Here is a 13,503-nt window from a genome sequence, read left to right as displayed (position 1 = left end):
CAAATAGTTCTTCGATAAGGACATATTTATGGCAGCGTGGCGCACGGCAATTATTTTATCAATATGTTTACACGGATTAGTTTTGCTTTTTGTTGCCACATTAAAAGCACCTGACATAAAACCACCGCAATCAACCCCAATTAAAGCTTATATGGTAAGTGTGCCAGCTAAAATTAAAGCAACACAACAAGTCCCTCAACAACGCGCTCATACAAATAAAAATACAGAGATTAAATCTATTGAGCTTATTAATGCAACCCAATCAAAACCACTAAATATTAATTATAAAAAAACAGAGAAAACGACTAAGCCGCTAAATACCATCACGAAAAATACTCAGCCTGTAATTTTAAAGCCTTATAAAAAGATCGATTTAAACAAAGGACTCAACAGTATTTTACAGCAACAAACTGGCTATTCTGATACTGCAAAGAGTGACCCTCAGAAAAAGCGTATTACAGTTTCAAAAGAGCATCCAGGCAAGGTAAAGCCACTATTAAAAATAGAGCAGCAAAATATGCAATTTACCACTTATCGACGAGGTGATAGCTGTTTTAGAAAGGTATCCGTTGGTGCAGGGGTTATGCCAAAAAATGACTTGCCCGAAAGTTACATAGCTGGTGTAAAGTGCGATAAAACTAAGCTAACTGAGGCTTACGATACCGCAATGAATAAATGGCTTAAAAAGAAGTAGCAACTAAAATGCAATCAATCTAAATTAAACTGTAATTCACATAGTTTTTGATACAAAGGGTTACTTGCCATTAATTGCTGATGAGTGCCTGTAGCTTTTATTTCGCCATTTTCCATTACCACAATCATATCGGCATGTTTTACCGTGGCCAGTCTATGGGCAATAATCAGCGTTGTTCTATTTTGCATTAAGTGTTCAAGTGCGGCCTGAACATGATGCTCGCTTTGCGCATCAAGCGCGCTGGTAGCCTCATCAAGTAGCAGTATTTCTGGGTCTTTTAAAATGGCGCGAGCAAGAACAATGCGCTGCTTTTGCCCACCCGATAGCCTTACACCTTGTTCACCTAAGAAGCTGTTATAGCCTTGTGGTAACTGTTTTATAAATTCATCAGCATGGGCATGTTTGGCGGCCGTATAAACTTGCTCGTCACTGGCGCTTGGGTTTCCATAGCGAATGTTATGCATAACATCAGAGCTAAATAAAATCGGGTTTTGTGCCACCATCCCCATTTTGTTACGCAAGGTATTTAATGACAACTGTTTAATATTTATATTATGAAACTTAATCGCTCCGCTGGCAGGGTCATAAAAACGCTGTAACAGTTCAAACAAGGTGGTTTTACCGGCACCTGAAGGGCCAACAATAGCCACGGTTTTACCTGTTTCAATATTTAAGCTGATATTATTTAATGCGCTTACATCTGGGCGAGAAGGGTAATTAAAACTAATACCTTCAAGTGAAATTGCACTGTTGCTTGTTGTTGCATGTAACTGATCATCTTGTGGAATTTCGGGGTTTTGTATTTTACTTTTAACGGCGAGCAGTTCAAGCAGTCGGGCAGCGGCCCCTGCGGCGCGTTGTAGTTCACCATAAACCTCAGCAACGGTTGCTACCGACATGGCCACCATAATGGCATAAAATACAAACGCGCCAAGTTCACCGCCCGTCATAGTGCCTGCGAGCACATCACTACCGCCTACCCAGAGCATGGCACTAATAGCGCTAAAGGTAAGAAAAATAACTGCTGCAATTAAAAACGAACGTTGTTTAATGCGGCTTTTGGCAACGTTAAAGGCCTTTTCAGTTTCATTAGCAAAAGCAGATTGCTCTTGCTGTTCATGGCTATAACTCTGTACCACTTTTATATTTTGAATGATCTCACCCGCGTAGGTGCTGATATCTGCAATCGCATCTTGGCTGGAGCTTGCTAGTTTGCGTACTTTTTTTCCAAAAACCAACATAGGCACCAGTACTAAAGGGACGCAGGCCACAACGACCAAGGTAAGCTTTAAATTAGTAACAAGCAGCATAATTAAGCCACCGACTAACATCAACGCACTTCGCAGCGCCATAGAGAATGATGAGCCGATAATAGATTGTAGTAATGTGGTGTCGGTGGTGAGTCGCGACATCAGCTCGCCGCTGCGATTTTCTTCAAAGTAACTCGGATGCAAGGTAACAATACGATTGAATACAGCTTTTCTAATGTCATTACTGACTCGCTCGCCAATCCACGACATTAAATAAAATCGGCTGAATGTACCCACTGCCAATAAACTGATCAAGCCAATTAATACCAAAACAGCTTGTTGTAATTGCGCTTGCGAGCCGGCAATAAAGCCATGATCAATCACAAACTTAACGCCTTGGCCTAGCGATAAATTAACCCCTGCGGTGGCAAGTAATGCTACTAGAGCCCCTAAAACCACCCATTTATAAGGCTTAATAAAATTGAATATAGGGAATAAAGCGCTAAAGGCGGCTTTATCTGAAGCAGGCTTGTCTGTAGGCATAGTAGATTCTTATTGATGATTAAGGTATAGATATGGCATCAATAGATTAAAAATCAATAGTATTAAAAATCATCAATAGGGAAAAATTATGACAGCTAAACAGATAACAGGCGAGTTTACCGTTACATTAGCGCCTATAGAAGGGTATGCACATGGACAGCAAGGCGTTAATTTAGGTCGGATGTCGATTGATAAACAATTTACTGGCAGCTTAACGGCAACTAGCCAAGGCGAAATGCTTAGCGCCATGACTCCCACCCAAGGTAGTGCTGGTTATGTTGCAATAGAGCAAGTGATGGGCGAGCTTGAGGGCAAGAAAGGCAGTTTTGTACTGCAGCATTTTGGTACTATGGACAAAGGCCAAGACAGCTTAATTTTAAAAGTGGTGCCCGACTCAGGCACTGATGAGCTCGCAGGATTAACAGGCAGTATGGCGATACGCATAGAGCAAGGTATTCACCATTATGATTTTGAATACAGCCTATAAAGCAGGTATTTATAATGCAAAAAGTAATCGAATTCAGAAAGGCTCGTTTTTTGGGTGGGGTAGATATAGTCGCACTAAATGATCGCATACAGGAATTAAACCAAGACGGTTGGAAAGTAATAAACGCAGTGCCATTAACAGGCTTTTATGGGCAAGTGCATGGTTATACATTACTTATTGAAAATGAAGAAATATAAGGGTTACTAATGGCGTTATCATTATGGTTGAGCTTAGCATTGGTGTGCATGATGGGCGCAATGTCGCCCGGGCCCAGTTTAGCTGTGGTATTAAAGCATAGCTTAAGCGGTGGCATGAAAAATGGCATGCTGGCAGCGTTAAGCCATGGTTTTGGAGTGGGATTATATGCAGCGGCTTCATTGTTGGGGTTAGGCGCATTGATGTTGCAATTTCCTACTGTGTACCAATTTTTAGTGTATTTAGGGGCAGCCTATTTAGCATATTTAGGTTTGAAAATACTATTTTCAAAGCCCAACGACAGCGAGCTAAACATTCAGCAAAGCGAAGTGAGCAGCTCTAAGGCGTTACAAGATGGCTTTGCCATTGCATTTTTAAACCCCAAACTAGCAATTTTCTTTTTGGCGTTATTTTCACAATTTATCGACCCAGAGAACCTTACTTTAAATATTGGCGTTATTATGTGCTTAACGGTTTTTGTCATTGATACTGGCTGGTATCTACTGGTGGCTCTACTTACTGAGGTGTCTAAAAAGCGCTTTGGTTTTACTAAGCAAAATATCTGGTTAGATAGGCTGTTAGGTGCGGTATTTATTGCGCTGGCAATTAAAGTGGTTATTGGATTTTAACTATCAAAGTGATTGAATTGCGTACAGTTGGTAATTAATGTAACTTAAAAAACTATAATTTAAAAGTGATAAAACGATGTCTAATATAATTTTAAAAAGTGCTACTTTTGATAGCAAAGTCAAACAGTACTGGATGTGTTTAGCTGCAATATTTAGCCTTTTTCCAGTTGTAACTATTGTGCTTTTACCCGTTGTATTACTTTTAGTGTGGCTAGTCGCAAGTCGAGTATTAGCCGCTATGTCGGCCGATTTACTAGAGCGCAAGCTAGTGGTGAAGCGCGGTATTTTATTTAAAGAAGAAAAATCGATTCCACTAGAAAAAATCACCGATGTCGGGTTGAGTCAGGGGCCGCTAATGCGCATGTTTGGCTTATACCGGTTAAGTTTTGAAACAGCAGGGCAGTCGGGGCATGGTGCGTTGGTATCGTTACTTGGGGTAGTTGATGCCAGTGAATTTCGTGAAGCCATTTTAACTCAAAAAGATAACCTTACTGCAGAACAACCCGTTCAAGCAAAACAAGACGAGCCACCAAGCCAAGTCGAATTACTTCGCGCACTCACTTACAGCGTGAAAAACATTGAGCAGATGATGGTCGCGCTACTGGACGAGAGAAAATAGTTGAATATTATAAATCTTGTTCAATTTTAATCTCTTACGTGGAGTGGAATTTGTTAAGTAACTTCACTGGGAGGCTCTAATGTCAAAGTTTAAAGTCTTATTTACGGTGCTTTTGGCCACTTTCATAGTTAGCTTATCATTTTTTATATTTAATAACCCCGCGTCAAAAGCTAAAGAGTTTCTCAAAAAGCACGCGGATAATTTTGAGCATGTTATTTTGTTTGCAGAGCAAAGGGAGCTTCAAGCTATACAATGGGTTGATGATAAAAGTAGTGAACGTTTACCACATAAACTAATAATAAAAAAAGGCAGTAAAGAATTCGTGAAGGTGACTGATTCAAGTTTGGATGAGCTTACTGAGTAAGAATATAGATGTTCTATGGATTCAATATTTTCGGAGTGTTTGGTTAATTAGAAAAGCATTTACTTTTTCATACCAGGATAGGCAACAAGAGGGATATTTTGTTTTTGGGAACCCGGAGAAAATCGGTTTATGTGTGCTTGGTAACGGTACTAAAGATTATGGCAAGTACGAGCATGTAGCTGGCAATTGGTATATTGCAGTGTGCGAGTATCCGCGACCATCAGTCTGATAGAGGGGGATACATTGTTATGCCAATGTGTTCACTAAACAGGGGGCTTAAGTTTACATTCGATAATCCAAGGCTATTACATTAACTATCATTGGTTCCTGTTGTTTTAACCCCTCCAAAGTGACTTATGCTACTAGATTCAATTATCTCTAAATCCTTTGCAACGTACCTAATGCAGGTGTAATTTAAGGTGGTTTTATCTAAAAAGGATACACTCTTTATAGGATTCAAAGGTGATGAATTCTAATGGGGCGCAATTTTGTAGCATATAACTGTGCTACACAAATACATGGAGAGAAGTTAAATGGCTAGTAAAGAGTCAACCGCAGTAATTTGGATGTTGTCAGATTCATTTATCTTAAGTGTAATGTTACTAATCGGTGGTTTTTTAGGTAAATCTATCAGCCCATTCCAAGTTGTCTTTTTAGTTAATGTTATGGCTGCTTTTGCGGCAATTGCATTATTCTCAAAAGGTAAATGGGAAAATATCAAACCCCAACAAATGAAGTTACATATATTTAGAGGGTTGCTTGGTGTTAGTTCAACAATATGCTTGTTTTATGCTCTGCAATATTTAAGTTTAGCGGAAGTGACCGCGATTAACTTTTTTGTGCCACTTATAACGTCCATTCTGTCGGTGTTTATCTTTAGAGAAAAACCAAAAGCTTATGTCTATATCGCTATTATTTTGAATTTAGCTGGAGTGATGATGCTGCTTTCTCCAAAACTAATGGCGAGCCAAGTAACGCAGCAAAATCTCTATCTAGGATTGATTTTTACGCTGTCAGCGGTAGCTATTTTAGTCATTTATAATATTAACTTAAAAAAAATAGGCAATGCAGAGAAAGTTGTGCCTCAAATGGTTTTTGCTCCTCTCTATTCGGCGGTTATTCTATTACCAGTAGCTATTTTTGTATGGAAACCTTTAGATACAACTAGTGTTCTATTAATTATGTTATACGGTGGGCTTCTTGTTACTAAACTTGCAGCACGTTTTTTTGCTTTTAATAAAAGTGATTTATCTAAGCTAATGCCGCTTGAATATGCACAAATTCTATTTTCTAGTATTTTGGGCTATATTTTTCTTCAGCAAACTCAAACTTTATTGGGTGTCGCAGGCATAGTATTGATCGTGTTATCAAGTCTCGCTCATGTTTTATTCATGCGCTTTGAGAGGAATAGTCATACTAAGAATATGAAAGAAATTACCAATGATTAAAGCCGTATTGTAAACGGTCCGGCGATCAGCTGACCACCGGACTGTTTTAATCTTTCACCTAGAACCTTTTCCCTAGCTCCTAGATACCTTATTGAGACTTTACCCTTGTATTATAGGCTGACCTGCTAGCATACGTAATTCTTTACTACGCTCGGTTTGCATTTCGTAAGAGGCTGTTTTTATGCTGTTCACATAATTCCACTTAGCGCTTGCTTGTTCTTGATTGAAGGTCACTGTTAAGTAACCTCGGTCGACTAAATTGCTATAAGCTAAGTCGTTTACAAGTAAAGCAAGAACTTGCTCCATTTGTGCTGTAACTTCAGGGCCCTGTGTATTTAGTGCTAAGTACTCTTCAAGCCCTGGCGAAGACACTGAAGAGGTAGCAAACTCAACCCCCGCATTTTGTGATGCGGCTATTGGGTTGCTCGCGTCAGTTTTTAATTGTCCTGCCCACGCATTATGAGTATCGCCGGCTAGCACCACTAAGTTTTTTTGCGCAGCTATAGCTGTACCAAGTAGTACTTCACGCTCATAAGCATAGCCGTCCCAGGCATCTAAATTGTAAGGTGCGGTGGTATCAACACGCGCACGCTCTGCATCAGTTACTGTTGGATCACCAGCTAGAATACGGCCTTTAATTTGTGCCAGCTCAGCAAATAATGCTGATGCTTGAGCAAGCAGGGAGCCAGTGTCAGCACCATTTGCTTGGCTTACCTGCAGGCTCACTAAAAGCTGTAGTACTTCAAACGGCAGGTGCATCTTGGTCATTAACACTTGTTGGCCAAGTACTTGCCATTTTGAACTTGAGGTTGTCATACCATCGGTGAGCCAGGTTAGTTGTTCACTACCGAGTAATGCGCGTGTGGGCGAACTAACAGCACTAACAAAATCGCTTTGCCCTTGTGCGCTGGTTAAATCAAAATCACCGTAGCTTAATTGTTCATCACGAGCGAGTACGCGGGTGTCGAGCATATAAAGAGAGATTAAATCACCGAATTCAAAACGGCGATAAATACGCTCTTTATCGGCAACATTGCGAATAGGCATCCATTCAAAGTAGGCTTGTAGGGCATGTAGTTTACGCGCGCTAAATTCACCTTCACCGTCATTATGGTTTTCTGCACCTTCACGCCAAGTGTCATTAGTAACCTCATGGTCGTCCCATACTGTTATAAAGGCGCAATTGCTGTGAGCTGCTTGTAAGTTGCTATCGGTGCGGTAGTGGGCATAGCGTTTACGATAGTCAGTTAAGCTAATAATTTCATTGCTGTTATCTTCAGGTAGTAAACGACCTAAGCTACTTGCGTCTTCAGTAGCGTAGCCATTATTTCCATATTCGTATATGTAATCGCCTAAATGGAGTACCGCATCTAAGTCAGGTTGCTTTGCTATTTCACCATAAACATGAAAAAAGCCAGCAGGATAATTAGCGCACGACACAACGGCCAGCTTTACTTTATCAATATTGCCTGTTGGTAATGTTTTACCTGAGCCAATAGGGGAGGTTTTGCCATTAGAAATAAAGCGGTAGTAGTAATTGGTATTAGCGTCTAGACCTTGTAAGTCCACTTTAAGGGTAAAGTCTGTGGCTGCACTTATATAAGCTTCGCCATCGTGACTAATCGCACTAAAGTCTTCGTCTGTCGCGGCTTGCCATTGCACTTTAATGCTGCTGGTAGCTGGATCTTTTGGTGTTACACGAGTCCATAAAATTAGGCTATCTGCTAGCGGATCGCCACTGGCAACGCCATGATCAAAGCTAATCTCAATGAAATCATCATCGTCGTCAAACCGACAACCTGTTAACCCTAATGATATAACAGCAACACCAAATCCTGCCGCCGAGGCCTTTAAAAAACTTCTTCGTGTAAACGTCATTACTCTGTACCGTTAATTCAAAAGTACGAGCTTATCCGACCAGTATGACTTTTATATGAAGTTGTGATGCCAGTTATATTAAAATACTTGGCAAATTTGCTCAGCTTTACAAATAATAACTGTCACGTTTTCGTAGCCTACTCGGGTCAGCGCTTCAGCACTTAATGTTGCACGCGCACCACTAGCGCAATGTAAATAAATAGGACGGGCTGCGTCTTTTTCTATTTCCATGAGCTTCATTTCAAGTAGCCCGCGAGGAATGTTTATAGCGCCTATAGCTGCTTTGGTGGCATGTTCAGCGGGTTCTCGTACATCAATCAACAATCCTTTATTTTGCTCAAGCTCTTTCTTTGCTTGTTCGGCATTAATACGGCGCTGATTAGGAGTAATTATTTTTAGTAAATCTGGAATAGGTGTGAGCATGGTGTTTATTCCTTAAAGCCAAGTTTGCGTAATAGAGTGATCATTGGGCACCAGCTAGTAAAAGCTGATTGAATTAAATTTACAGCGATAAAAGCTGTAAAGTAAATCCACTTAGGATCGTGATAAGTTTGCAATAAAAGTGACACAATAATCATTATGCCAGCGATTAGTCTGAGTGCGTTATTTAGCTTCATTATAGTAGGCCAGTTATTTAGTTCAGTACAGTCACTATATTAGGTTTATCTATATTAGTAAAATCTAATATTAGACTTTTCTAATCTAACGTCTTATACTCAGACTCTATTTTAGAATAAGAGCATAGTATGAATATTGACTTTACTGCCATGGCCGGCAATGTAGAACAAGCCGAGCAGCTATTAAAAATTTTAGCCAATAAAAATCGCTTGATGATTTTATGTTCTTTGCAAGATTCAGAAATGAGCGTATCTCAGCTCAATGAAGCCGTGCCATTAGCGCAGTCTGCGTTATCTCAGCACTTAGCAGCGTTGCGTAAAGCAAACATTGTGGCTACGCGCCGCGAGAGCCAAACAATTTATTATCGTGTCATTGATGAAAATGCAGTCGTTCTGCTTGGTACCTTGTATGGGTTATTCTGTAAGGGCTAAGTGCGATGAGCTTAATAGACAATGCGGTAAAAAGTAGTTTAAGTGGTCGCATTCCGATTATTATTTTTGTGATGTCTTTGTTACTTGGGGTATTTGCACTAAAACAGACACCTCGAGAAGAAGAGCCACAAATTACTGTGCCCATGCTCGATATTTATGTATCTGCACCTAACGTTGAGGCGCCTGAAGTCGCTAGGTTAGTAACTCAACCGCTCGAAAAGTTACTGGCCCAGTTGGTGGGAGTTGAGCATATTTACTCAACCACACAAACTAACAGTACAGTGGTTACGCTGCGTTTTGAAGTAGGACACAACCGCGAACAAGCAATTTTAGATACCTATGCAAAACTAAATAGTTATCAGCATACAATGGCATCGGTGATCAAAAGCTGGCAAATTCGCCCTATAGAAGTAGATGACGTGCCTATTGTGATGTTAGGCCTCTACAGTAAAGACCCGCAACTCTATGGTGATTATGAACTAACTCGTTTTGCCAACGAAATTGCTAATAGTTTACAACGCATTGAGCATACCAGTGAAGTTAAAGTAATTTCGGGGCGTACGCGGACTCTTACCATCAATTTAAATGCCAGCGCACTGGCTGCCCATCAAACCACGGTAAACGATGTTTTTTACGCATTAAATGTATCAAACCAACTCACTCAGGTAGGGAGTGTGGTTGATAATCAGCAGAAAATTGCTATTCAGGCAGGTGATGTACTAAGAACACAATCAGCGGTAGAGCAATTAGTTGTTAATGTGGTTAATGGTAAAAGTGTTTACTTGATGGACATTGCAACAGTCAGCGATGGCCCTAGTGAAACTGAGCATTACCAATGGTTAGCGCAATCAACTGATCAGCAGCAGTTGCCTATGGTTACTTTAAGCGTAGCTAAGCAAGTAGGGACTAATGCGGTTGCTGTTGCAAATGATGTTCATACCATGATGAATGAACTTGCAAATACTTTACTGCCACCAGAAGTTAGCCATACAGTGCTCAGAGATTATGGTCAAACTGCGAATGAAAAAGTAAATAACCTCACATCAAGTTTAGTGTTTGCAGTGTTTACTGTGGTGATATTTGTTGGCGTGTTTTTAGGTTGGCGTCCTGCCGTAGTGGTTGGGCTGGCGGTTCCTATTTGTTATGGCATTACACTCTCATTAGATTTTGCATTTGGTTACACCATTAATCGGGTGACCTTATTTGCGCTTATTTTATCATTAGGCTTACTGGTAGACGACCCAATCACGGGTATTGATAATATTAGTCGCTTTATAAATAACAAAGGCGATAAAAAACAAAATGTTGTTGGCGCAATGAGCGAAATTCGAAATGCTTTGCTTATGTCGACATTGACTATTATGGTGGCGTTTATTCCACTGGCGTTTATTACCGGCATGATGGGGCCATACATGGCACCTATGGCGTTTAACGTGCCCATTAGTGTCATGGTATCTACTTTGGTAGCATTTTTTGTCACCCCTTGGCTGGCAATGAAATTGCTTAAACCAAACACCTTAGAACAACCTGAGCTTGAGCCTAAAGCGGGTTTATACCAACGATTACTCAGTCCATTATTGGCCTCAAAAGGGCGAGCTAAATGGGTGCTATGGATAACGTTAGGATTGTTTATTATCAGCGCCATGTTACCCGTGATGCGCTTGGTACCATTAAAACTCCTGCCTTTTGATAATAAAAATGAGCTGCAAGTACTTATAGATATGCCAGAGGGTACTAGTCTAGAGAGCACGGCTGCATTTACTAAGCAGATTCAAACCCTCACATGGCAGTTAAATGAAGTCAGTGAAATAGCCGCATATATTGGGCAGCCTTCTAGTATGGATTTTAATGGCATGGTGCGTGGTTATTATCGCCGTGAAGCCACTAACTTAGCAGAACTCAGAGTATTGCTGGTGGATAAATCAGCACGAGAGCATCAATCACATGGGGTGGTTATGCGGCTACGCGAACAACTTGCTCCTTTAGCAAAAAATGGCACTGTTATTAAAGTGGTAGAGGTACCACCTGGGCCACCGGTGTTGAGTACTTTAGTTGCTGAAGTGTATCGTGATTCCTTTATTGATAAGCAATCCCATAGGCAGGCTGCTCAACATGTTGCAGCACGTTTACGCCAAGAGCCTCATGTTGTTGAGGTTGATACCTCTTTGGTTGCTCCTGCGCCATTACAGCGCTTTATTACAGATAAAAACAAGGCTGCGCTCAGTGCTATTGCTACCCAAAATATTGCACAAACACTCAGTATTGCTTCGCAGGGGCAACAGGTTGGAGTGTTGTACGTAAGCGGTGAAACTCAGCCAGTTCCAATACAATTACAATTGCCTTATAGCGAGCGTAATCAGCTTTCACAATTACTTACACTGCAAGTAAGAGGGGATAGGGACTTAGCTAAAACCAGTAATGAGTTAGGTATAACAAGTGCCCCCAGACCTTTAGTGTCGCTTTCAGAGCTGGGAGAGTTTAAACCATTAAACGTGGCCGACACACTAATGCGTAAAGATCAGCGTGACGTTATTTATGTGATGGCCGAACTAAATGGACGCACGCCTGCAGAGGTTATTGCGGATGTAAATGCCGATTTGAACGCACGCAATGAAGGATTTGAAAAAAAGGCGTGGTTAACACGGCACTTTTTTAATAATGGTGGAACCGCGCCATGGCAATTACCGCAAGGAACTGATGTTAACTTTAGTGGTGAAGGTGAGTGGCGTATCACTATTGATGTGTTCAGGGATATGGGCATTGCTTTTGCCTTTGCGCTCAGTGCTATATTTATTATTTTACGGGTACAAACACAGTCGGCGAGTTTATCGCTGATTATCATGTCGGCTATTCCATTAACTGTGATTGGTATTATGCCTGGGTTTTGGTTACTCAATCAATTTGGTGAACGCACCATAGCGGGGGCTCCTGAGCCGGTATTATTTACCGCGACTGCGATGATAGGCATGATTGCCTTAGCAGGTATTGTCGTTCGTAACTCACTTATTTTAGTCGAATTTATTAACCAAGCACGAGCTCAGGGGATGGCAATAAAAGAGGCACTTATTGCTGCAGGGGCGGTACGAATGCGGCCAGTATTATTAACCGCCGGAACTACTTTGTTAGGTAACTTAGTGATCACACTTGACCCAGTATTTAGCGGATTAGCCATAGCAATTATTTTTGGCATCGTGGCGTCTACCGTATTTTCGTTATTTGTTGTACCGCTTGTTTACTATTTAGTGTTTACAAACCCAGAGGAAGAAGCACATGCAGGGTAAATCAAAAGTTTTAGGCGCAATCAGTGCATTGGTTGTGGTTATTGTAGCTGTGCTATACATGGCCGGCAGCTTTAGTGATAAACAATCTGCAGGGTTAAAAGAGATTCCAGTTACTCAATATCAAGGTGAGGTGGTCACTGTTGAGCTGCAAACTATTTCGCGAACAGAGTATGTACCAGGGAGTGTAATTGCGAAACAAAACACCCAAATTTCGTCAAATGTAATGGCACAAGTAAAGCAATTTAAAGTGCGCGCCGGTGATAAGGTTAGTCAAGGTGACTTATTGATCACCCTAAAGCAAGATGACTTTAAAGCGATGCTGGCACAAAGTGAGGCAAATATTAATGCGGTGCAAGCCTCATTAAACCAAGCTAAAAAGCAACTTATTAGAGTAACTGACTTACAGGCAAAAGGGTTAGTACCAGTGAGTGAATTTGATGATGCTAAAGCAAAATTTGATAACTTAACTGCCAACTTAGCTGGAGCAAAACAGCAGCAAGCCCAGGCGCAAGTATCACTTAACTACACGCAAATTAAAGCCCCTATATCTGGTGTCGTTGTTGAGCGTTTAGCCGAACCTGGCGATACAGCCACACCTAGTATACCGTTGTTAACGCTTTACAATCCAAAGCAACTTCAACTTGCCTTTAATGTACGAGAGCAACAAGCAGTAAAGCTTAAATTAGGCGATCGTTTAAACGTGAGTTTGCCTTCGCTCGATATGACAACAGCTGCCAATATCAGTGAAATTATACCTGTTGTTGATAACGCTGCACGTAGCTTACTTATACGACTAGAAATTGAACCACAGCCAGGGATGATCCCTGGGTTATATGCACAATTGCATTTACCGTTTAAAAGCACCCAAGGTGTACTGGTAGATCCTCGTTGGATACATGATTTTGGACAGCTCAGTATGATGTATGTCATTAGCGCTGACAAAATTGAGCGTCGCTTTGTACGCTTAGGTGAGCAGTTTGATAATCAGCAACATGTTATTACGGGCCTTAAAGCTGGCGATAAAATAGCAGTGGATTATCAACCAATAACTAAATAACCAGAGTTC

The 13,503-nt window shown here is 40.9% G+C and carries 14 protein-coding genes; 10 read left to right on the top strand and 4 right to left on the bottom strand.

The genetic code is table 11. From position 1 onward, the window contains the following. Window positions 1-28: 28 nt before the first annotated feature. Window positions 29-694, top strand: a complete 666-nt coding sequence (locus tag ACNSN3_RS13835; RefSeq protein ID WP_418607780.1) for a hypothetical protein — start codon at window positions 29-31, stop codon at window positions 692-694. Window positions 695-708: 14 nt separating this feature from the next. Here the strand turns inward: ACNSN3_RS13835 and ACNSN3_RS13830 are convergent, their stop codons facing one another. After that, window positions 709-2,487, bottom strand: coding sequence for an ABC transporter transmembrane domain-containing protein (locus ACNSN3_RS13830; protein WP_418607778.1), 1,779 nt, complete (start codon window positions 2,485-2,487; stop codon window positions 709-711). An 88-nt stretch (window positions 2,488-2,575) separates the two neighbouring features. Between ACNSN3_RS13830 and ACNSN3_RS13825 the strand changes: the two genes are divergently transcribed. The 6 genes from ACNSN3_RS13825 to ACNSN3_RS13800 all read left to right on the top strand — a co-directional run bounded on the left by ACNSN3_RS13825 (window position 2,576) and on the right by ACNSN3_RS13800 (window position 6,229). After that, window positions 2,576-2,974, top strand: coding sequence for a DUF3224 domain-containing protein (locus ACNSN3_RS13825; protein ID WP_418607776.1), 399 nt, complete (start codon window positions 2,576-2,578; stop codon window positions 2,972-2,974). Window positions 2,975-2,988: 14 nt separating this feature from the next. Then, complete coding sequence (locus ACNSN3_RS13820; protein WP_010392465.1) at window positions 2,989-3,171, top strand: hypothetical protein; 183 nt, start codon at window positions 2,989-2,991, stop codon at window positions 3,169-3,171. A 9-nt stretch (window positions 3,172-3,180) separates the two neighbouring features. Beyond that, complete coding sequence (locus ACNSN3_RS13815) at window positions 3,181-3,798, top strand: LysE family translocator (protein WP_010392467.1); 618 nt, start codon at window positions 3,181-3,183, stop codon at window positions 3,796-3,798. A gap of 76 nt (window positions 3,799-3,874) precedes the next feature. Then, window positions 3,875-4,417 carry a PH domain-containing protein gene (locus tag ACNSN3_RS13810; protein ID WP_418607773.1) on the top strand — a complete coding sequence of 181 codons (543 nt, stop codon included), beginning with the start codon at window positions 3,875-3,877 and terminating at the stop codon, window positions 4,415-4,417. A gap of 79 nt (window positions 4,418-4,496) precedes the next feature. Then, window positions 4,497-4,781 (top strand): hypothetical protein, encoded by a 285-nt coding sequence (locus ACNSN3_RS13805; protein ID WP_418607770.1) that lies wholly within the window; start codon window positions 4,497-4,499, stop codon window positions 4,779-4,781. A gap of 533 nt (window positions 4,782-5,314) precedes the next feature. Further along, the gene (locus tag ACNSN3_RS13800) at window positions 5,315-6,229 is read left to right on the top strand and encodes a DMT family transporter (protein WP_138594040.1); all 915 of its coding nucleotides are present in this window, start codon (window positions 5,315-5,317) and stop codon (window positions 6,227-6,229) included. A gap of 99 nt (window positions 6,230-6,328) precedes the next feature. Here ACNSN3_RS13800 and ACNSN3_RS13795 read toward each other — a convergent pair whose 3' ends face one another. The 3 genes from ACNSN3_RS13795 to ACNSN3_RS13785 form a co-directional block, all read right to left on the bottom strand. Beyond that, a complete protein-coding gene (locus tag ACNSN3_RS13795) occupies window positions 6,329-8,107 on the bottom strand; it encodes an alkaline phosphatase D family protein (RefSeq protein ID WP_418607768.1) in 1,779 nt (592 codons plus the stop codon). 78 nt (window positions 8,108-8,185) lie between these two features. Beyond that, window positions 8,186-8,530 carry a rhodanese-like domain-containing protein gene (locus tag ACNSN3_RS13790; RefSeq protein WP_418607766.1) on the bottom strand — a complete coding sequence of 115 codons (345 nt, stop codon included), beginning with the start codon at window positions 8,528-8,530 and terminating at the stop codon, window positions 8,186-8,188. Between the two features lie 5 nt (window positions 8,531-8,535). Then, complete coding sequence (locus ACNSN3_RS13785; protein ID WP_010392474.1) at window positions 8,536-8,724, bottom strand: YgaP family membrane protein; 189 nt, start codon at window positions 8,722-8,724, stop codon at window positions 8,536-8,538. A 129-nt stretch (window positions 8,725-8,853) separates the two neighbouring features. Between ACNSN3_RS13785 and ACNSN3_RS13780 the strand changes: the two genes are divergently transcribed. From ACNSN3_RS13780 to ACNSN3_RS13770, 3 genes are read left to right on the top strand one after another with little or no spacing between them, the layout of a single operon-like run. Beyond that, entirely contained in the window at window positions 8,854-9,156 is a 303-nt protein-coding gene (locus ACNSN3_RS13780) for an ArsR/SmtB family transcription factor (protein ID WP_010392476.1), read from the top strand. Window positions 9,157-9,161: 5 nt separating this feature from the next. Then, on the top strand, window positions 9,162-12,437 hold the full coding sequence (locus ACNSN3_RS13775) for an efflux RND transporter permease subunit (protein ID WP_418607763.1): 3,276 nt from the start codon (window positions 9,162-9,164) through the stop codon (window positions 12,435-12,437). Then, entirely contained in the window at window positions 12,427-13,494 is a 1,068-nt protein-coding gene (locus ACNSN3_RS13770; protein WP_418607761.1) for an efflux RND transporter periplasmic adaptor subunit, read from the top strand. Before ACNSN3_RS13775 ends, ACNSN3_RS13770 begins: the two co-directional genes overlap by 11 nt. The last annotated feature ends 9 nt before the right edge of the window (window positions 13,495-13,503 follow it).

Source organism: Pseudoalteromonas sp. US3C1004, from assembly GCF_048401065.1.
Taxonomy (GTDB): domain Bacteria; phylum Pseudomonadota; class Gammaproteobacteria; order Enterobacterales; family Alteromonadaceae; genus Pseudoalteromonas; species Pseudoalteromonas undina.
Note: the sequence above shows the minus strand (reverse complement) of the source record. Positions and strands in the feature narration are given on the sequence as shown.

Coding starts and splice junctions, on each gene's coding strand:
- ACNSN3_RS13835 (WP_418607780.1), top strand. CDS start 29: ATGGCAGCGTGGCGCACGGCAATTATTTTATCAATATGTTTACACGGA.
- ACNSN3_RS13830 (WP_418607778.1), bottom strand. CDS start 2,487: ATGCCTACAGACAAGCCTGCTTCAGATAAAGCCGCCTTTAGCGCTTTA.
- ACNSN3_RS13825 (WP_418607776.1), top strand. CDS start 2,576: ATGACAGCTAAACAGATAACAGGCGAGTTTACCGTTACATTAGCGCCT.
- ACNSN3_RS13820 (WP_010392465.1), top strand. CDS start 2,989: ATGCAAAAAGTAATCGAATTCAGAAAGGCTCGTTTTTTGGGTGGGGTA.
- ACNSN3_RS13815 (WP_010392467.1), top strand. CDS start 3,181: ATGGCGTTATCATTATGGTTGAGCTTAGCATTGGTGTGCATGATGGGC.
- ACNSN3_RS13810 (WP_418607773.1), top strand. CDS start 3,875: ATGTCTAATATAATTTTAAAAAGTGCTACTTTTGATAGCAAAGTCAAA.
- ACNSN3_RS13805 (WP_418607770.1), top strand. CDS start 4,497: ATGTCAAAGTTTAAAGTCTTATTTACGGTGCTTTTGGCCACTTTCATA.
- ACNSN3_RS13800 (WP_138594040.1), top strand. CDS start 5,315: ATGGCTAGTAAAGAGTCAACCGCAGTAATTTGGATGTTGTCAGATTCA.
- ACNSN3_RS13795 (WP_418607768.1), bottom strand. CDS start 8,107: ATGACGTTTACACGAAGAAGTTTTTTAAAGGCCTCGGCGGCAGGATTT.
- ACNSN3_RS13790 (WP_418607766.1), bottom strand. CDS start 8,530: ATGCTCACACCTATTCCAGATTTACTAAAAATAATTACTCCTAATCAG.
- ACNSN3_RS13785 (WP_010392474.1), bottom strand. CDS start 8,724: ATGAAGCTAAATAACGCACTCAGACTAATCGCTGGCATAATGATTATT.
- ACNSN3_RS13780 (WP_010392476.1), top strand. CDS start 8,854: ATGAATATTGACTTTACTGCCATGGCCGGCAATGTAGAACAAGCCGAG.
- ACNSN3_RS13775 (WP_418607763.1), top strand. CDS start 9,162: ATGAGCTTAATAGACAATGCGGTAAAAAGTAGTTTAAGTGGTCGCATT.
- ACNSN3_RS13770 (WP_418607761.1), top strand. CDS start 12,427: ATGCAGGGTAAATCAAAAGTTTTAGGCGCAATCAGTGCATTGGTTGTG.